Genomic DNA, 19068 nt, shown 5'->3' with positions numbered 1-19068 from the left:
AATTGTATATTGTTTAAAATGTATAATGAATTCTGAGTGTAAAATTTCTGCCCATCTCATGTGCGTAGTATCGGAAGCGGTCCATGTAATCTTTGTAAAGCCTGTTAGTCAGATTGTCCACGGAAAGGCTGACGGATACTGATTTATACTTCACGGCTGCTATGGCTGCAAAGAGATGATAAGCTGGTGGTGGCGCTGCATAGTCGGTATTTGTCTTATACCTTTTCTGTCGGGCAACATACCTGTGTTCCAACTTTATATAGCATTGCTTGTAATCCCATTGTAGTCCATGATCAAAGCGATCGGCAGGGATATAAGGCAGATATTCCCGGCTTCTGATGACAGCTGCATTTGCTGTATAAGTAAAGCGTGGCAGGAACCGATAGCTACCGCCAAAGTCAATACCAGCAAAGGCAGCGTCTGTCTGCTGATAGATGAAGATGGGAAAGGTGCCGCGCACCGTTCTTCTTACCGTATCCGGTGTGGGTTGTGCATAGATATAATTGCTGATATAGTGTGCATATACATCCAGGTGCAATTGTAATTTGTTACTGCTGTATGAAAGCGAATTGACCCATTTATATCCTTGTTCGCTTTTCGTATCCGGATTACCTATTTCATAGATCGCGGCGCCATGATGTAAACCGTCGCTATACAGTTCATTCGCTCCCGGCGCTCTCCAGGCCAATCCTATGTTACTGCGCAGTTCCAGTTTATTGTTGAAGTGTAATACCGCACCCAGTGATCCGGACACATTATGGAATTGCCGGATATCAGTAAAAAGGTTCAGGTCAAATCCACCGTTGTCATTGAATTTTGTATAATCATAGCGGTAGCCGGCAGCATCAAAATATTTGAAATCATACCTGATGCCTGCTTCCAGTTCATAGCGTTCTTTCACAAATCTTTCTACTGCATATGCCCCCAATGTGTAACTATCGAAATTTGGTATCAGCGGTGTTGTACCGGTTCCTGGTGTATTATTATTAACCTGGAGCATTCCGTTTACTCCCCAGGTGCCTTTCAGATAATTATTGTGACAGATATGATAAGCTGCATCGATTGTCTGGGTGCTGAGTACAAGATCCATCATCGCCCGTGCATCATTGCCTGCTGAACGGCGCAGATCAAATTCCTCCCGGTGGTTTCGCTGAAATGCATATTGTATTTCTAACTGATCCGTCTTCCAGCTAAGTTTGGCTAAGTCATGTGTGACCTGTTGCCGGGGAGGCGTAATGTCATATGTAAAATCATAGGTTTCGAAAGGACGTCCGTGTGTAATCCTTGCGGCAATATCTTCTACTGTACCGATATGCGCGCTATGCAGGATGCCCAGTGCTGTGCTGAAATGACTATAGTATATATCGAAGGACCTGTATTTAAGCGCAGCGGAAAAATTACTTTCATTCACACCGGTATTACCCAGGTAATAATCAGCTGTTTTGATATTCCCGGCTTTTTTGAAGGAGCCCTGTGCCCGCCATCCAATACCATGTGCGTTACCTTGGAGCATAGCCGCTGCATTGCCTGAACGACCATTCGTAGCACCACTCAGGTATACTTCACCTTTTAGTTTTCCCTGTTCCGGTAATGGAGCAGGTTTTACAAGTATGACACCGCCCAGTGCGTCTGCACCATAGCGGACGCCTTCAGCACCTTTGATGACCACCAGTTCTTTGGCGACATAAGCATCTACTTCCGGGGCGTGTTCGGTACCCCATTGCTGGCCTTCTTGTCGTACGCCATTGTTTAGTATCAGTACCCTGTTACTGTGCATACCGTTGATGACAGGCTTCTCAATAGAATGTCCTGTTTTTAATATGCTGAGACCTGGTAATCTCGATAATGCACCGGCGAGACTAGCGCCGCGTGTCTGCTCCAACTGTTCATTGCTTAGCGACATAGCAGTGGCAGTACCTGTTTTTACAGGCGTCTTACCTCTTACTTCGACATCGCGCAGGCGAATAGTATCGCCTCTCCCGACCTGTGCCAGTACGGGTACGGCATAGGTCAGCAGGCAAAACAGCGGTAGCTGTTTTGAAATCGACATGTATGTATGATTTAAAATGTTTTGAGGACACTCAAAACTGCTGATGGAGGGATTGTATTTATGCTATTGATGGAGGATCTTTATTCAGGTCGCTGGGAAGGAAAATAGCTGAAGGTCTTGTGCAGGCTATTTCCCGGATAATTTCGGGTTTGACATTGATATCGCGCAGCGTGAAAATATCTGCCGTCAGTGACTGATGTTTTTTTACCAGTAAATGATCACAGATCTTACAGGCCGGATCTTTCCCGAAGTGAAGATGTTTGTCAGGAGAATAGTAATGGTGGTGATAATCATGCAGGACCTGCACTCCCTGGATGTAACTGAATGTTACCAGCAGGAGATATGCTACGAACCTGTATAGATTTGATTTGATCACGGGGGCAAATATATGTCGTTTGCAGCGTTGTTGCAAATAGTTTGCAATAAAAAATACTTGCTATCCGGGTTGTACGAATAATGTATGTCTTAAAATCTGTGTCAGATAGGGTGATATGATGCTTGCCATATGCAGTGTAATGTAATGGGTCTTTCTACACAAAAGCCGCTCTCTCCGTTTGGAAAGAGCGGCTTTGCGTATTCGTAGTATGCTTCGTATTATACCGGCATTACGCCGTAATTTCTCCGTTACCGCTTCGTTCAGGAACGGACAGATAGCGGCGTAATGCCGGTGTAGTAACGGTTTAATACGAATATCAACGTACGTTCACTATTTCAATCCCAGCTGGGCACCTGCTTCCTTCATGTCGTCAGGTGTATTGGCATTAAAATGCTCTGCTGAAAATGGATTTTCTATCTGATGGATATCGGCATTTAATAAGGTCTTACGCGGGCAATTTCTGCCATCCGTTACATTCTGCCGGAGTTTTTTCAATCCGGAGGGTTCCCAGATGGCGATCAGGGGTTCCGGCAGGTGATTGACAGGACTGATCAGTGACGTAGCTTCTTTGTCTGTCTGTCGTTGGGAGAGCAGGTAATTCACACTTTGCGCGCTGATTAATGGCAGATCTACCGCCAGTACCAGCCAGGCCGCATCCGGAAATGCCTTGTTTGCACTGAGTAATCCTACAGAGGGACCGCCGCCCTCCACACTGTCTGTTATAACATCGATATCTGCACGTAAATTTTCCTGCTGATCTTCGCGGCAGGAGACATATACTTCCGGAAGGAAGGATTTTACCAGTTCGTAGAGATATTGCCATTGCGGTACACCGTGGTAGGCAATCAGGCTTTTATCCTGTTGCATACGTGTACTGCGGCCACCGCATAGAATGAGTCCTTTTAATGGAGCTGCCATGTCATATTTTTAAAAATCCCGTTTGCCGCCTGTCTTGCTCAGCAACCGTGTTTGTCTGATTACCATCTCATGTGTAAATGCTTTACACATATCATAAATCGTTAATGCAGCTACGCTGGCGCCGGTCAGCGCTTCCATCTCCACACCGGTTTTACCCGTGGTTTTGATTGTACAGCGTACGACTGCTTCCTCTTCTTCCAGTGAGATATCTACCTGACAGCCGTCAAGCAGTAATGTATGGCATAAAGGTATCAGATCAGGCGTTTTCTTGGCGGCCATAATGCCCGCCAGTATGGCGGTCTGGAAGACAGCCCCTTTCGCCGTGTATATATCTTTTCCGCTGAATTGTTGTCTTACGATCTCCGGCAGAAATACCCTGCTTTCTGCCACTGCCACGCGTACTGTATCTGTCTTGCCGCTTACATCTACCATGACCGGTTGATCGGCGGCATTCAAATGTGAAAATCCCTGTTGACTTGAATCATTGCTCATAATGGAATAAATTTACAACTAAAGCAATCAAACCTCCAAAACAATGCTGATAGACGTAACTGCCGCATCTGCCGCTGTGATGAGCACTGTCCGTGACTTCGGAATGGAACAGCTGCCCTTTACTGCCGTTACCGGACGTATCCTGCGGGAACCGGTCTTATCTGACAGAGACTTTCCCCCTTACGACAGGGTGATGATGGACGGTATTGCCATCGATTATGAGACCTATTCAAAGGGACAGACCGTCTTTGGCGTAGAAGATATGCAGGCGGCAGGGATGCCCCGTAAACAACTGGGGAATACTGCCAACTGCATAGAAGTAATGACCGGTGCTATCCTGCCGGAACTAACGGATACCGTGATCCAGTATGAACACCTGGTGGCTACAGAGCATGAAGGGTTCAAGCGTTTCACCATCAATGCCGCAGTAGAAAAAGGACAGGCCATTCACCGGCAGGGTACAGACGCCGCTGCAGGGCAACTGGTTATTCCCGCAGGTACCTGGTTAACCGCCGCCGAGATCGGTGTACTCGCATCTGTAGGCAAAACAATGGTGAACGTCAGCCGGCTGCCTAAAGTCGCCATTATCGCTACCGGCGATGAACTGGTGCCTGTTGCCGATACGCCGGATATCCACCAGGTAAGGATCTCTAATTCCTATAGCCTGGCGGCGGCATTAAAAGAACTGGGTATCGAAGCCAGCTGTTATCATGTACAGGATAATGAGGCCGCTATACGGTCTTTATTTGAGTCGTTGAAGGATGCAGATGCCTGGATATGTACAGGGGCTGTATCAGCCGGAAAATACGATTACCTGCCATTGGTACTGGAGCAGATGGGGATGCAACAGCTTTTCCATAAAGTACAGCAACGTCCGGGCAAACCTTTCCTTTTCGGACAATTTGAAAACGGCCCTGTCGTATTTGCCCTGCCTGGTAACCCGGTGTCCGGCTTTATGTGCTGCTACCGTTATGTATTACCCTGGTTCCGCGCCAGCCTCCAATATACACCACCTCCTACGCCGCATGCGGTACTGGGAGCGGATGTGAATTTCTCGTCTCCGCTGACTTACTTTATGCCGGTAAGACTGCATCCCGTAGCAGGAGGACAGCTTATTGCCCTGCCGCCGCCCTATCATGGTTCAGGTGATCTCGCCGCTTTATTACAGGCGGATGGCTTCCTGGAACTGCCTGCTGAGCAACGGGTGTTTGAAAAAGGAAGTAGCTATCCGGTATGGCGGTTCAGACCATAAACAATTAGGAATTAGGAATTAACAATTAAGAATTAGGACTCCGGTAAGAGGCTGAATTCTTAATTGTTAATTCCTTCATCGATTGGTTGATTTATTTAATGGAACCCCTGTTTAATTGGACGGCTAACCAATTCCTAATTCCTAATTCCTAATTGTTAATTGTTAATTCCTAATTGTTATTAACAATTTGATCATGTTAATTCTTCCGTCTGCTGTTAAACCTTCTCTCTTCTCTCTTGTCAAACCCAAAATCTATCTACCTGTATGCCCGCAGTTTCTGAAAAACTACAAATGCAGCACCTGGCATGGAGAGCCGGATTCGGTGCTTCTCCAGCCATAATTGACGAGTGGACCCATAAAAAACGCCGTCAGGTCATCAGTAAGATCCTGGCGGGACCTGAAAAAGACGCACAAACGCCTTTGAAAGTCCGCGACGCTTCCGATCTGCCTGACCGTGGTACAATGATGTCTCCCGAAGAAAAGAGAGCGCTTAATAAAATGAACCGCCAGGGTGTCAAAGACCTCAACCTGCAATGGATGAATGAAATGGTGCAGAGTGAGCATCCGCTACGTGAGAAAATGGCGCTTTTCTGGCATGGCCATTTTGCCTGCCGCACACAGAATGTACTGTTCAACCAGCAGTTACTACAGGTAATAAGGGAAAATGCACTGGGTAATTTCGGTGAATTGCTGACAGCTGTTTCCAAGTCGCCCGCTATGCTGCAGTTCCTCAATAATCAGCAGAACGTGAAAGCACATCCGAATGAAAATTTCGCCCGCGAAGTCATGGAGCTTTTCACAATGGGAAGAGGACATTACGCTGAAACGGATATCAAAGAAGCCGCCAGAGCATTTACAGGCTGGGCATATGAAGGAGATGGCAGCTTTGTGTTCAGAGAGAAAAGACATGACAACGGACAAAAAACAGTATTGGGAAAGAGCGGCAATTTCACCGGGGATGATGTACTGAAAATACTGCTGGAACGGAAAGAAACAGCCAGGTATATCACAGAGAAAATATATCGCTACTTCGTCAGTGAAAACCTGGACGAAATAAATGTGAACAAACTGGCAGATAAGTTTTATGCTTCCGGTTATGATATCGGTGCATTGATGCAATACCTCTTCAATGCGGACTGGTTTTATGACGCTACGCTGATTGGTACCCGTATAAAATCACCGGTGGAATTGCTCGTTGGATTACGTAGGACCGTACCCGTTGATTTCGAAAGAGAAGAGGTGATGTTGTCTTTTCAGCAGGTATTAGGACAGGTCTTATTCTATCCTCCCAATGTAGCCGGATGGCCGGGCGGACGTAACTGGATCGATAGTTCCAGTCTGATGTACCGTATGCAGTTACCCAAAATGATCCTCTATGAAAAAGAGTTCAATATCACACCCAAGGAAATCACACCTGAAATGGGGATGGGTAGTTATAAAGTGACGATGGAGCTGAATGAATCTGTGCAGAAACAGTATGCGAAAAAGATTAAAGGTGTGATCAACTGGAATGCGTTATTGAAAGACTATGAAAAAGTACCACGTGAAAAACTGGCGGATGCTATCGCCGGTTCATTGTTACAGGCAAATAAAAACGTCAGTAAGCAGGTACTGGAAAACTATGCAGATGCCTCCTCTCGCGAAAACTATATTAAAACCGTTGCAATTGCAGTAATGAGCACACCGGAATATCAGTTGTGCTGATGTATCCACTTTAAAAAATCAAATCATGCTGATCTTAAACAGAAGACGTTTCTTACAGGTGGGATCATTGGCCTCTGCTTCTATGATGATGCCTAAATTCCTGAAAGCACTGGAAAAAGATAACCTGGTGCCTCCCGGCAATAAAGTATTGGTCGTTGTACAATTATCTGGCGGTAACGACGGACTGAATACTGTTATCCCTTATCGGAATGATATTTATTACCGTTCACGTCCGACCCTGGGTATTCAACGTGAACAGGCTTTATCTCTGACGGATGAAATAGGGATTCATCCTGCATTACATGGATTGAAAGGATTGTATGATGAAGGAGCGCTTGCTATATTGAATAACGTGGGTTATCCTAACCCCGATCGCTCGCATTTCCGTTCGATGGATATCTGGCAGTCTGCAAGCGCCTCATCTGAAAACTGGACAGATGGCTGGATCGGCCGTTTCCTGGATGCCCAGTGCCAGGGTTGTGATAAGCCTGTACAGGCACTGGAAATAGATGATACGCTGAGTCTGGCGATGAAAGGTGATCTGCAGAAAGGGCTTGCTTTCAAAGATCCCGATAAGTTACAGGCAGCCGCGAATGACCGGATGTTTAAAGAGCTGTTGGGGAAGGAAAATGGCGGTCATCCGGTTGAAGATGATCATGCACCGGTAGACTATCTGTATAAAACAATGGGTGCAACTATGTCATCCGCAGGATATATTAAAAATCAGTTCAAGGCGTATAAAACCAAAGAGCTTTTCCCGGCGACAGACCTGGGGAAAAACATGCAGACCATTGCCCGTCTGATCATGTCAGATATCAGTACGAAAGTATATTATGTGTCGCATGGCGCTTTTGACACACATGTGAATCAGCTGGCTTCGCAGCAGACGCAGTTGAAAAGACTGGATGAAGCCATTACAGCGCTGACCCGTGAACTGAAGAATAACAACCGTTTCCAGGATGTAGTGATTGTGACCTTCTCTGAATTCGGCCGTCGCGTAGCACAGAATGCCAGTGGAGGAACAGATCATGGCACCGCCAATAATATGTTCCTGATTGGCGGCGGACTGAAAAAACAGGGATTGCTGAATGATGGACCTGACCTGGTCAATCTGAATGAAGGCGACCTTCAACACACGGTCGATTTCAAGCGTGTGTATGCTACATTATTGAAAAACTGGTTGGGCGCAGATGATGCGGCTATTCTGAAAAAGCAGTACGAACATTTATCCTTTGTTTAATTCGCAGTAATAATCGCCCGCAGGAAACCATGGGTGACGGGTTTAGGAACGAACGTACCACTGGTATCTACGGCTGTTCCATAAAATACGGCTTCTACGAGACTGTCTTTGACACTTCTGATCGCAAGGGTAAATGATCCGTATGTCTGGTCCGCTAACTGTGTGATATTGTTTTTATCGTAATAGACGGAAAACTTATTACCATCCTGTGAATAGAACATACCCTGATCAAGTCCTTCACTGCTGCCTATCAGGGTAATGTTCAGTTTTTCAGCCTTTTCTCCCCTGGCAGTGATGGTCAGTTTGTCGATATCATTGTTCGGATCGGTATCGGTCAGATTGGCCCGGGTGATAACAGCTTTTGGATTTTCGCCGATGAAAAAGACGGAGTCCATCTGACAGGATATAAACTTGCGGACTTCTTCATGTCGTTCTTTTTCGCAGGCAGATAGCAATAAGGCAACACAGACAATAGTTAAAACTGGGCGCATAAAAGGGGGTATTTGGTTCTATAACGCAATAATAAGCAGTTAATTGTGAATATTATAGCCCCTGAAAATTAAAAATCCTGATCTGTCACAGATCAGGATTTTTAATATCTATGGACGACAGACAACGAGTTGTCTGCGCCGGTTTATTTTTTAACAGCTACACGGTAGAGATAAGTTCCCATCAGTGCAAAGGCAACAGTGCCGAGAATGAAGTAACCACCCGTTCCGAGCGTATGTGAAAGCTTCTCTTCCAGGTTAATGCTGGCCAGCACACTTGCTGAGCCGTCGAAGCCGGCGAGTATTGCGATGATCACACCTGCAACGGCGCCACCTGCTACCAGACCGGTTGCGAAGAGGTTACCTTTACCCAGTTCTTCTTCCTCAGCAGATACCTGGATATTATCTTTCTTACGCTTTTTATCTACCAGTCCACGAATCGCGCCACCAATGAAGATAGGCAGTGTGGTTGATAATGGCAGATAAGCACCTACTGCAAAAGACAGGGATTTGATACCGCAGAGTTCCATGGTGATAGCCAGGAATACGCCTACCAGTACAAACTGCCAGTCGAGGTTGTAAGAAAGGATACCTTTTGCCAGGGTGGCCATCAGGGTTCCCTGTGGTGCAGGATAATAAGTACTGCCGATTGCGTGGTCAGTAACGCCATTAGCGATCATCGCAGCCGTTGGTTTATCCAGGAATTTTACCGTCAGACCGATTACGATCGAAGAAACAATCGCACCAATGAACAGGGCCAGCTGCTGATACATAGGCGTTGCACCTACGATATAGCCTGATTTCAGGTCCTGAGAAGTACCACCGGCATTCGCAGCAGCGATACAGATCATACCACCTACTACCAGTGCCATTGGCTCATATACTTTACCGCTCCATCCTACTGCGATAAATACCAGACAGGTACCCATCAGGGTAGCGATGGTCATACCGGAGATCGGGTTGTTGGAGGAACCGATCAACCCTACGATACGGCTGGATACTGTTACGAAGAAGGCGCCGAAGATCACCACCAGCAAACCTACCAGCAGTTTCTTGCCAATGGAATCGCCTGGTAACTGAGGGAGGAAGGCCATTAATACGATCAGCGCAATGCTACCGATCAATACAATCTTTACATTCAGGTCTCTTTCTGTACGCGGAACAGCACCATTTGCTATACCAGCTTCTCCGGTACCTTCTTTTTTAAAGGAGCCGATGCTGCCTTTAAAAGAGGATATGATGGTCGGAATCGTCTTGATCAGGGTGATAAAGCCACCAGCTGCTACTGCACCGGCGCCGATCTGGCGTACATAGGCAAAGTATACAGCGGAGGAGAAATCACCGAAAGTATGCAGGCTAGGATCCCAGTTACCTTTACCACCTGGTGTGGTTACACTGGCCAGGTAGCCAAGTTTTACCAGCTGTGCGGCGATCATATCTGCCGGTACCAGTGATGACAGTAAAGGAATCAGTGCCAGCCAGGACAGTACGCCACCGGCTACCAGTACACCCGCGATACGGGGACCGATGATATAGCCCACACCCATATATTCAGGGGTGATCTCACCACTGATGCGGGCAGAAGGGAAGTATTTATTGACTTGTTTGGTCATGTAGAAAGGCACTTCTGCCACAATGTGCATGACCTTCTGAAGAATGGCATATATAAATGCAAAGCCTAATCCATAGAATGCTGTTTTTGCAAAATCACCACCTTTCTCACCTGCGATCAATACCTCTCCACAGGCAGTACCTTCCGGATAAGGGAGAGTTTCATGCTCTTTTACGATCAGGGAGCGACGCAGCGGAATCATCATGAGGGTACCCAGGATACCGCCGAAGATGGCCAGGATCAGGATGGTCATGTAATTAAAGAACTGTTCGCCACCACCATCTGTCAGGAACAGGAAGCCTGGCAGGGTGAATACCACACCGGCAGCGATGGATTCACCGGCAGAACCAGTGGTCTGGATGATGTTATTTTCCAGGATAGTGGTTTTGAAAAATCTGCGGCCAAGTGTAATGGCAATAACTGCGATAGGTATAGATGCAGAAACGGTCAAACCTGCTTTCAGTGCGAGGTATACAGTTGCGGCGCCAAAGATGATCCCGAAAATACAGCCCAGTACAATGGACTTGATGGTAAATTCCTTCATATTCACCTCGGGCGATACGAAAGGCTTGAATTTATCTGCCATAAGTTGGTTTGATAGTGTAGATTTTTGTTGATTAAACGGCAATATAAGTGAAAAATCCCTTTTAGAACGGGCTTTTCGGATAATTGGTCGCAGTCAGGGACAAGTTTCAGGAGACATAAATAAAGAAGGCGCAACCGGGGTCGCGCCTTCTTTATTTATCTGATAATCAGTAGTGTTTAGTAAGATCCCGTCTTTTCTTTCACGACCTGCGCGATCCATTTGCTGATCATCAGCATCACAACACCTGCAACAGCGGCAGATATTACGAGGATCAGGAAGTAAAGTTTCTTGTCGATGAATTCGTCCCAGAAGGTCGCCATCAGACCCGCCACTTTACCGGCGATCGCATTTACCAGGTACCAGCCACCCATCATCAGGGCGGTTACACGTGGAGGAGACAGTTTGGATACCATAGAAAGACCGATCGGGCTTACCAGGATCTCACCTACCGTAAATACGGCGTAGGTGCCAAACAGCCATGCCATAGATGACTTATCGAGGTACACGTTGGTCATTGACGCAGCTACCACCATGAGCAGGGAGGAAGCGCCTGCCAGGAAGATACCCATCGCGATCTTCACAGGTGTGGTGGGTTCCTTACCGCGTTTGGCCAGCCAGCCGAAGAGACCTACTACCATGAGACTGAATGCCACGATAAAGAATGGGTTGATGGACTGGAAGATCTCGGTGGAGATCAGTCTCATTTTACCTTCTTTCGGCCACTGGTCTTTGGGCAGGTTCTGGAAGTAAGGGTCAGGACCCTGTGTTTCCAGGGTTTTACCACTGGCGTCGGTTACGGCACGGAAGTGCTCATCTACCTGTGTAACGGCGTGCGGCTCTGTGGTCACTGTTTGCAGCATACCCAGTGGTTTAGCGGCTTCTTCCACGGTAGTGGACATACCACGGTCGGTATACTGGTCAGCCCAGATGGTCAGACCGGTACTGTTCTGGTTATAGATTACCCAGAACACGATTGCAACTGCGAAGAATGCTAACAGGGCGCCCAGTCCGCGTTTGTCTTCATGTTTCTTGGAAGTGGTATACAACCGGATATAGAAGATAATGATCGGTACGCAGGCAAACATGAATGCGTCGTTGGAGCGGGTATGGAACAGGGTATGTCCCAGGATGTCCTGCATAAAGTAACCGAGCGTAGCGGCGATAATGGCCGGTACAAATACGAGAGATACGATTTTACCGATCGGCATATCATCCGGAGATGGCTCTTTTCTGATATCGCCGGAGGCAATTACTTTCTGGTTGGTGCTGAAGATAACGAGTCCGATAAGCATACCTACGCCGGCAGCGGCAAACGCATGACCCCATCCGTAGTGGTTACGGAGATAGGCGGCTACGAAGTTGCAGATAAAGGCGCCGATATTCACACCCATGTAGAAGATATTGTAGGCAACATCTTTCTTGGCGCGAAGGTCTTCTCTGTTGTAGATATTACCCAGGATGGTACCGATATTGGGTTTAAAGAACCCGTTACCGATGATGATCAGGCCCAGGGCCACATACATCGCCATATCGCCGGGAACGGCCAGACAGAAGTATCCGGCAGCGAGGAGGAAGCCTCCGAGGATAACGGCCCGGCGGTATCCGAGGTAGCGGTCCGCCATGAGTCCTCCGAGGAAAGGAGAGAGATATACTAATGCGATGTAGGAACCAACGAGGTCAGCAGCTTTGGTTGTATCGAGCCCTTTACCACCGTTGGCGGCAGGGTCTACGAGATAAAGGAAGAAGATACCGATCATCAGGTAGTAACCGAAGCGTTCCCACATTTCTGTAAAGAAGAGTACATACAATCCCTTATGGTGCCCTTTCCCCTTAGGGGACGGCGAAATTACAGGCTGCTCAACAGCAGTTTGAGTCATAATAGGTACGTTTAGTTTTTGTTGTTTATGGTGTTAGTCAGTCCGTCAAATCCGGCAAGTTAAATAAATTCAGCTTTTTATCAGGTAAAATGGTGTTTTTGGTTAAATTTTGGCCTTTCTTTGCAAAAAATTTGGAAGAACGGAGCAGATTGATCAGGTGAGTGTATTTTAAGCGCGCAAGCGAATTTTATTTTTTCATATGAAGATATTACTATTAGGAAGCGGCGGTCGCGAACACGCCCTGGCTTGGAAAATGGCACAGAGCACACATTGTGAACAGTTGTTTATAGCGCCCGGCAATGCGGGTACTGCCCAGTATGGTCAGAACCTGGATTTCGCTGTTTCTGATTTTGAGAAAATAAAGACATTCTGCGTAGAGAATGCAATCTCGCTGGTAGTGCCAGGTTCTGAAGAAGCACTGGTAAAAGGAATTTACGATTATTTTCAGCAGGACGCTGCTTTACGGCATATCCCGGTAATGGGCCCCTCTGCCCTGGGTGCACAACTGGAGGGTAGTAAAGCATTTGCGAAACAGTTCATGCTGCGTCATGATATTCCGACTGCCGCTTACCGCGAGTTCAGTGAGGAAAATTATGAGGAAGGTGTGGCTTACCTGCGTACGCATTCCCTCCCGATCGTACTGAAAGCCGATGGACTTGCGGCGGGAAAGGGTGTATTGATCCTGAACGATCATGAAGAAGCAGTGGCGGAGTTTTCACAGATGATCAAAGATGCGAAGTTTGGCGATGCGAGCAAGAAAGTAGTGGTAGAACAGTTTTTGACGGGAATCGAGTTGTCAGTATTTGTGCTGACAGACGGTCATTCTTACCAGATACTGCCTACTGCAAAAGATTATAAAAGGATCGGAGAAGGAGATACAGGTCTGAATACCGGAGGTATGGGGGCTGTTTCACCGGTGCCGTTTGCCGATAAGGCATTTATGGACATGGTGGAAGAGCGTGTTATCCGTCCGACGGTGGCCGGTCTGGAAAAAGAGCAGATCGCCTATAACGGGTTTATCTTCTTCGGTTTGATCAAGGTAGATGGGGAACCATTTGTCATTGAGTACAACTGTCGTATGGGGGATCCGGAAACAGAAGTGGTGATGCCACGACTGCAGAACGATCTGCTGGAACTTTTCAAGGCGGTGGAGGAAGGGAAACTTTCTTCACAGCAGATTTTTGAGGATGCCCGTGTGGCAACTACGGTTATGCTGGTAGCAAAAGGCTATCCCGAGGCATACGAAAAAGGAAAGGTAATCAGCAACATACCGGCGCCTACGCAGGATCAGCTGGTGTTTCAGGCAGGAACACGTGCCGCTGGCGGAGAAATTCTGACCAACGGAGGGCGTGTACTGACGATAACATCCCTTGCAGCAGATCTGGGCATTGCGTTGACACACAGCCGGCAGACAGCTGAAATTATTGACTTTGAAGGCAAATATTACAGGAGGGATATTGGTTACGAGTTCGTGTAGATGATGTTCATTTGCGCCTTTCACGCCCTTACGGCGCGAAAAGTGTAGTTTGATCCTGTAGCCCGGAAAGTACCGGGGAAGGACCGTCTGGGGTGGTCCTGTAGCGCATAACTCATTCATATAGAGTACACAATTAACAGCAACCATTTTTCGTTTAAGCGTTTTCGAGAGTCATTACTATGCCAACGGTCACATTGTCATCAATTGTTACAACCTATTAACCGGCTCATCCAATACAATAACTAACATTTTTTAATATTATAGTTGTATTATTGAGAAAACAAACAGTTTTTAGATTGTATATTCGTTGGAATTATTCATTTTTGCACACAATAATATTTTGACCATATTAAGCAATGGGGTTCTTTAATTTTTTAACACAGGAAATAGCGATTGACTTAGGTACAGCTAACACGCTGATCATACACAACGACCAGGTGGTGGTGGATGAACCTTCCATTGTTGCTATAGAGCGCGCAAGCGGTAAAATCGTGGCGGTAGGAAAGAAGGCCATGATGATGCACGAGAAAACACACGAGTACCTGCGTACAATCCGTCCGTTAAAAGATGGTGTGATCGCCGACTTTAACGCGGCAGAAGGTATGCTTCGCGAGATGATCAAACTGGTGTATCCCAAAAAGCCCTTATTCTCCCCCAGCTGGCGTATGGTTATCTGTATACCATCCAGCATCACAGAAGTAGAAAAACGCGCCGTACGCGACTCTGCTGAACAGGCAGGCGCGAAGGAAGTGTTCCTCATACATGAACCTATGGCCGCTGCATTGGGTATCGGCATCGATGTAGAAGAGCCCGTAGGTAACATGATTATCGACATCGGAGGTGGTACCACCGGTATTTCCGTAATCGCCCTGGCAGGTATCGTTTGTGACCAGAGTATCCGTATCGCCGGTGATGAATTCACTGCTGATATCATGGAAGCACTGCGTCGCTACCATAGCTTGCTGATTGGTGAAAGAACAGCAGAACAGATCAAAATTCAGATCGGTTCCGCGCTGAAAGAACTGGACAACCCACCAGATGACGTGGCAGTAAACGGCCGTGACCTGGTAACAGGTATTCCTAAACAGATCATGGTGTCTTACCAGGAAGTAGCAGAAGCGCTTGATAAATCTATCTTCAAGATCGAAGAAGCTATCCTGAAAGCACTGGAAACCACTCCTCCGGAGCTGGCAGCAGATATCTACCGCAGAGGTCTGTACCTCACAGGTGGCGGTGCATTGCTTCGCGGACTGGACAAACGTCTCACACAGAAGATCAAATTACCCGTACACGTAGCGGACGATCCGTTACGCGCGGTAGTAAGAGGTACCGGAATCGCATTAAAACATGTAGGTAAGTATCCGTTCCTAATGCAATAATATCAGGAAATGTCCAGGGCTATATAACAACAGTCCTGGACATCTTCTACCAAGAAAATATATCCTGTGCGTAATCTCATCATTTTCTTTAGGCGCTATTTTAACTTTTTTCTCTTTTTGCTGCTGGAAGTGATTTGTTTTGTGCTGGTAGTCCGGAACAACGACCTTCAGAAATCAGCTTACCTCAATTCTGCCAATAGTTTCAGCGCCAGGTTATACGAAAGTTACAACAATGTGGAGTATTACTTACACCTTAAAGCTACCAATGACAGCCTGGTGAAAGAGAATGCACGCCTCCATAACATGTTGCGCACCAGCTTCGACAGTGTATCCCTCAACAATATTGTAAAACTGGACACCATCCGTCACTACAGTACAGATACCACCCGTAAGGTGATCGGTACTGAAGTTCGCCGTTACCTCTATAAAGAAGCTAAGGTGGTGAATAACAGTGTTAATAATCCAATCAACTACATTACCATCAGACGCGGCAGTGCCAATGGCATACGGCCGAATATGGGTGTGGTCGGACCGAGTGGACTGGTCGGTGTGGTACGTAGTGTTAATGAAAACTATGCCGTTGTGCTTTCCCTGCTCTCCAAGGGCCGAAACTTCGGTTTCAGCGCCCGTCTGAGCTATAGCAAGGAAATGGGTACCGTACGCTGGTACGGTGGTGAAGCCGGATATGCAGTGATGGAAGATGTGCCGAAGAGTGTGAAACTTATCAAAGGAGATACCGTGGTGACCAGTGGCTACTCCGCCCTGTTCCCCGAAAATATACCTATCGGTTACGTTGAATCCTATACCACTACAGATAAATCCAGTACTTCTTATACCATCAGAATTAAACTGGCGACCAACTTTTATAACCTTCAGTACGTATATGTCGTAGACAATCTGCTGAAAGAGGAACAACAATCTTTGGAAGACTCAACCTACAGGCTGATTAAATGAGTATACTGTTAAGAAATATTATCCGCTTTGTGCTCTTACTGCTGTTGCAGGTATTCGTACTGAATAATATCCTGTTGCACCAGCTGGTAGGCCTTAACCTGTATATGTTGTTTGTCCTTTTATTGCCATTTAACCTGCCACGACCTGCACTGATGCTGCTGGCGTTGCTGATGGGACTTGGTATGGACATGTTTATGAATACCATGGGTATGCATGCCGCTGCCTGTGTATTCATCGCCTATCTCCGCCCGTTCATCATCAACGTATTGTCTCCACAGGGTGGTTTTGAGACGACCCAGAAAACACCGTCCATGACCAGCATGGGTGTTTCCCAATTCCTGACCTATATCGGAATCCTGGTATTTTTACACAACCTGCTGTATTTTCCACTGGAGGTGTTCAGCTTTGCAAGCTTCTTTTACCTGCTTTTAAAGATCGTTTTGTCAACAGCCGCCAGCGTTCTGCTGATCGTACTGTATGAATTATTGTTCTTTTCCAGAAAGTAGGCAGGAATCATTACAGAGACCATATTTTTTTGAGAGATTATGTTTTGTTAATTAGAAGAACAATAACAGATAGCACAGAACGTAATATCTATCTTTAAGAAGGAATTGAAAGTCATATTATAAAGCAACAGGTCGCTTGCTTCATCTTTCTGCCAGACGGTGGGGGAGGCCGTGAAGTGGCCACATTATTCAGCGTAAATGTCTGTCTATAATCAGCCCAGGAAAAGAGTAATTCAGTTTATCATCCTTGGAATGGTAATTTTAATCATTACAAGGTTGTTCTTTCTGCAGATTGTCGAGAAGAAATACTCCAAGCTGGCGGATGCCAATGCGGTACTCCGCAAAGTGGTATATCCCAGCCGTGGTATTATCTACGACCGTAAAGGAAGAAGTATCCTCAGTAATGATGCGATGTATGACCTTGTCGTTACACCTATCAGCGTAAAAAACATCGACACGGCTTACATGTGCGAAATTCTCCGCATCGACAAAGAGGAGTTCAGAAAACGTATCACTACCGCTATCATAAAAAACGGCAGCCGCCGTGTTTCCATATTTTATCCCCTGCTGCCCCCCGAAATGTTCGGTCGTTTGCAGGAAAGTATGTACATGTTCCAGCCTGGATTTGAGCTGGTACAACGTCAGATCCGCTCCTACCCTTTCAATGCCGCCGCCAACATCCTCGGTTACATCGGGGAAGTATCGCCGCAGATGCTGCAGAAACCAGCATACAGCGCCTATAACCAGGGGGATTACCTTGGTATGACCGGTCTTGAAAGAACATACGAAAGTGTGCTGATGGGACAACGTGGTATCCAGTACCTCGTAAAAGATAACCTGAACCGTCCGCAGGGACCTTATGAAAAAGGGGAATTCGATACCGCCGCTATTGCCGGTAAGAACCTCCGCCTGGCCCTGGACGTAGACCTGCAGGTACTCGGGGAACATCTCATGCGTAACAAGATCGGTAGTGTAGTGGCCATTGACCCACGTACCGGAGGTATCCTGACCATGGTGAGTGCGCCGACCTTTGACCCGAACCTGCTGACTGGTTCCTATCGTGCCCGTAACTTCAGCCGCCTCTTCTCTGATACGACCAAACCGCTTTTCAACCGTGCTATCCAGGCCGGATATCCACCAGGTTCGTCTATGAAACCGCTGACGGCACTGATCGCATTGGATGAAGGCGTTATTACGCCAAGCTTTGGTTTCCCTTGTGGAGGCGCATATACCTATTGCGGCCGTCCTATCGCCTGTACGCACCATAATGCAGGACACGCAGCTAACCTGCGTCTGGCAATCGCCAACTCCTGTAACGCCTACTTCGTACACCTCTACCGTATGGAAGTGGATGCCGCGAAATGGGGCGGCGTGAAAAAAGGACACCAGCACTGGCATGACTATATTTCCTCTTTCGGTCTGGGACATAAACTGGGTATTGATATTCCGGGTGAATCTGGTGGTAAAGCGATCGATACAGCGGGTATGAACAGACTGTATCATAATCAGTGGAATTCCTGCTCTGAACTGTACGTGGGTATGGGCCAGGGTCAGGTAGTCGCTACGCCGCTCCAGATGGCGAATGCGATGTGTATCATTGCGAACAAAGGTTTTTATTATCTGCCGCATTTCGTGGATAAGATCGATAATGACGACACCGAACTGCTGACGAAATTCAGAGAGAAACACGTTGTGGCCAAGATCTCTGACTCTTCTTATATGCCGGTAATTTACGGTATGCAGGATGTGGTAGAAAGAGGTACCGGTATGATTGCGAAGATCGAAGGCGAGATCGTATGTGGTAAAACAGGTACGGCTGAGAATAACGCGATCGTAAATGGTAAGCTGACCAAACTGAAAAACCACTCCGTATTCGTTGCTTTCGCACCAAGAGATAATCCTAAGATCGCTGTTGCAGTGATTGTGGAGAACGCGGGTTTTGGTAGTACCTACGCTGCGCCTATCGCGAGTCTGATCATGGAGAAATACCTGCATGATACCATCTCCGTAAAGCGTAAGCCACAAATGAAGACGCTGCTGGAATACAATACACTGGATCCCGTAGTACGGGAAAAATCCAAGCTTGACTCATTGAATGGAGCCAGCGCTAAAATGACACCTGATCAGATACTTAAACTTTATTTCCGGGATTAATCA

The 19068-nt window shown here is 46.9% G+C and carries 15 protein-coding genes; 8 read left to right on the top strand and 7 right to left on the bottom strand.

The window, feature by feature from the left end:
• Positions 1 to 13: 13 nt before the first annotated feature.
• The 4 genes from CPIN_RS01005 to moaC all read right to left on the bottom strand — a co-directional run bounded on the left by CPIN_RS01005 (position 14) and on the right by moaC (position 3836).
• Positions 14 to 2050 carry a TonB-dependent receptor gene (locus tag CPIN_RS01005; RefSeq protein WP_012787881.1) on the bottom strand — a complete coding sequence of 679 codons (2037 nt, stop codon included), beginning with the start codon at positions 2048 to 2050 and terminating at the stop codon, positions 14 to 16.
• Between the two features lie 58 nt (positions 2051 to 2108).
• The gene (locus CPIN_RS01000) at positions 2109 to 2426 is read right to left on the bottom strand and encodes a hypothetical protein (RefSeq protein WP_044217577.1); all 318 of its coding nucleotides are present in this window, start codon (positions 2424 to 2426) and stop codon (positions 2109 to 2111) included.
• 330 nt (positions 2427 to 2756) lie between these two features.
• Complete coding sequence (mobA, locus tag CPIN_RS00995) at positions 2757 to 3344, bottom strand: molybdenum cofactor guanylyltransferase (RefSeq protein WP_012787880.1); 588 nt, start codon at positions 3342 to 3344, stop codon at positions 2757 to 2759.
• Between the two features lie 9 nt (positions 3345 to 3353).
• Complete coding sequence (gene moaC, locus CPIN_RS00990; RefSeq protein WP_012787879.1) at positions 3354 to 3836, bottom strand: cyclic pyranopterin monophosphate synthase MoaC; 483 nt, start codon at positions 3834 to 3836, stop codon at positions 3354 to 3356.
• 43 nt (positions 3837 to 3879) lie between these two features.
• Between moaC and CPIN_RS00985 the strand changes: the two genes are divergently transcribed.
• The 3 genes from CPIN_RS00985 to CPIN_RS00975 all read left to right on the top strand — a co-directional run bounded on the left by CPIN_RS00985 (position 3880) and on the right by CPIN_RS00975 (position 8032).
• Complete coding sequence (locus CPIN_RS00985; protein WP_012787878.1) at positions 3880 to 5088, top strand: molybdopterin molybdotransferase MoeA; 1209 nt, start codon at positions 3880 to 3882, stop codon at positions 5086 to 5088.
• Between the two features lie 264 nt (positions 5089 to 5352).
• Positions 5353 to 6792 (top strand): DUF1800 domain-containing protein, encoded by a 1440-nt coding sequence (locus CPIN_RS00980; RefSeq protein WP_044217574.1) that lies wholly within the window; start codon positions 5353 to 5355, stop codon positions 6790 to 6792.
• 25 nt (positions 6793 to 6817) lie between these two features.
• A complete protein-coding gene (locus CPIN_RS00975; protein ID WP_012787876.1) occupies positions 6818 to 8032 on the top strand; it encodes a DUF1501 domain-containing protein in 1215 nt (404 codons plus the stop codon).
• On the opposite strand, the gene CPIN_RS00970 is transcribed toward CPIN_RS00975, so the two are convergent.
• From CPIN_RS00970 to CPIN_RS00960, 3 genes are all read right to left on the bottom strand, one after another.
• A complete protein-coding gene (locus CPIN_RS00970) occupies positions 8029 to 8523 on the bottom strand; it encodes a hypothetical protein (protein ID WP_012787875.1) in 495 nt (164 codons plus the stop codon). The genes CPIN_RS00975 and CPIN_RS00970 overlap by 4 nt on opposite strands.
• Positions 8524 to 8666: 143 nt before the next feature.
• Positions 8667 to 10718 (bottom strand): OPT family oligopeptide transporter, encoded by a 2052-nt coding sequence (locus tag CPIN_RS00965; RefSeq protein ID WP_012787874.1) that lies wholly within the window; start codon positions 10716 to 10718, stop codon positions 8667 to 8669.
• 176 nt (positions 10719 to 10894) lie between these two features.
• Positions 10895 to 12595 (bottom strand): peptide MFS transporter, encoded by a 1701-nt coding sequence (locus CPIN_RS00960; RefSeq protein ID WP_012787873.1) that lies wholly within the window; start codon positions 12593 to 12595, stop codon positions 10895 to 10897.
• 199 nt (positions 12596 to 12794) lie between these two features.
• On the opposite strand from CPIN_RS00960, the gene purD reads away from it, so the two are divergent.
• From purD to mrdA, 5 genes are all read left to right on the top strand, one after another.
• Entirely contained in the window at positions 12795 to 14072 is a 1278-nt protein-coding gene (gene purD / locus CPIN_RS00955) for a phosphoribosylamine--glycine ligase (protein WP_012787872.1), read from the top strand.
• Positions 14073 to 14428: 356 nt separating this feature from the next.
• Positions 14429 to 15451 (top strand): rod shape-determining protein, encoded by a 1023-nt coding sequence (locus CPIN_RS00950; protein ID WP_012787871.1) that lies wholly within the window; start codon positions 14429 to 14431, stop codon positions 15449 to 15451.
• A 66-nt stretch (positions 15452 to 15517) separates the two neighbouring features.
• Complete coding sequence (gene mreC, locus CPIN_RS00945; RefSeq protein ID WP_012787870.1) at positions 15518 to 16405, top strand: rod shape-determining protein MreC; 888 nt, start codon at positions 15518 to 15520, stop codon at positions 16403 to 16405.
• Complete coding sequence (locus tag CPIN_RS00940) at positions 16402 to 16911, top strand: hypothetical protein (RefSeq protein WP_012787869.1); 510 nt, start codon at positions 16402 to 16404, stop codon at positions 16909 to 16911. The genes mreC and CPIN_RS00940 overlap by 4 nt, the downstream gene beginning before the upstream one ends.
• A gap of 198 nt (positions 16912 to 17109) precedes the next feature.
• A complete protein-coding gene (mrdA, locus tag CPIN_RS00935; RefSeq protein ID WP_012787868.1) occupies positions 17110 to 19065 on the top strand; it encodes a penicillin-binding protein 2 in 1956 nt (651 codons plus the stop codon).
• The last annotated feature ends 3 nt before the right edge of the window (positions 19066 to 19068 follow it).

The organism is Chitinophaga pinensis DSM 2588 (assembly GCF_000024005.1).
Classification (GTDB): domain Bacteria; phylum Bacteroidota; class Bacteroidia; order Chitinophagales; family Chitinophagaceae; genus Chitinophaga; species Chitinophaga pinensis.
The sequence above is the reverse complement of the archived record's forward strand: the minus strand, read 5'-3'. Positions and strand labels throughout refer to the sequence as shown.

What these genes read in the sequence shown, in the direction of transcription:
- CPIN_RS00940 (WP_012787869.1), top strand. Translation starts at nt 16,402, where the DNA reads ATGAGTATACTGTTAAGAAATATTATCCGCTTTGTGCTCTTACTGCTG.
- CPIN_RS00980 (WP_044217574.1), top strand. Translation starts at nt 5,353, where the DNA reads ATGCCCGCAGTTTCTGAAAAACTACAAATGCAGCACCTGGCATGGAGA.
- CPIN_RS01005 (WP_012787881.1), bottom strand. Translation starts at nt 2,050, where the DNA reads ATGTCGATTTCAAAACAGCTACCGCTGTTTTGCCTGCTGACCTATGCC.
- CPIN_RS00975 (WP_012787876.1), top strand. Translation starts at nt 6,818, where the DNA reads ATGCTGATCTTAAACAGAAGACGTTTCTTACAGGTGGGATCATTGGCC.
- mrdA (WP_012787868.1), top strand. Translation starts at nt 17,110, where the DNA reads ATGTCTGTCTATAATCAGCCCAGGAAAAGAGTAATTCAGTTTATCATC.
- CPIN_RS00970 (WP_012787875.1), bottom strand. Translation starts at nt 8,523, where the DNA reads ATGCGCCCAGTTTTAACTATTGTCTGTGTTGCCTTATTGCTATCTGCC.
- moaC (WP_012787879.1), bottom strand. Translation starts at nt 3,836, where the DNA reads ATGAGCAATGATTCAAGTCAACAGGGATTTTCACATTTGAATGCCGCC.
- CPIN_RS00985 (WP_012787878.1), top strand. Translation starts at nt 3,880, where the DNA reads ATGCTGATAGACGTAACTGCCGCATCTGCCGCTGTGATGAGCACTGTC.
- CPIN_RS00965 (WP_012787874.1), bottom strand. Translation starts at nt 10,718, where the DNA reads ATGGCAGATAAATTCAAGCCTTTCGTATCGCCCGAGGTGAATATGAAG.
- CPIN_RS00950 (WP_012787871.1), top strand. Translation starts at nt 14,429, where the DNA reads ATGGGGTTCTTTAATTTTTTAACACAGGAAATAGCGATTGACTTAGGT.
- CPIN_RS00960 (WP_012787873.1), bottom strand. Translation starts at nt 12,595, where the DNA reads ATGACTCAAACTGCTGTTGAGCAGCCTGTAATTTCGCCGTCCCCTAAG.
- mobA (WP_012787880.1), bottom strand. Translation starts at nt 3,344, where the DNA reads ATGGCAGCTCCATTAAAAGGACTCATTCTATGCGGTGGCCGCAGTACA.
- purD (WP_012787872.1), top strand. Translation starts at nt 12,795, where the DNA reads ATGAAGATATTACTATTAGGAAGCGGCGGTCGCGAACACGCCCTGGCT.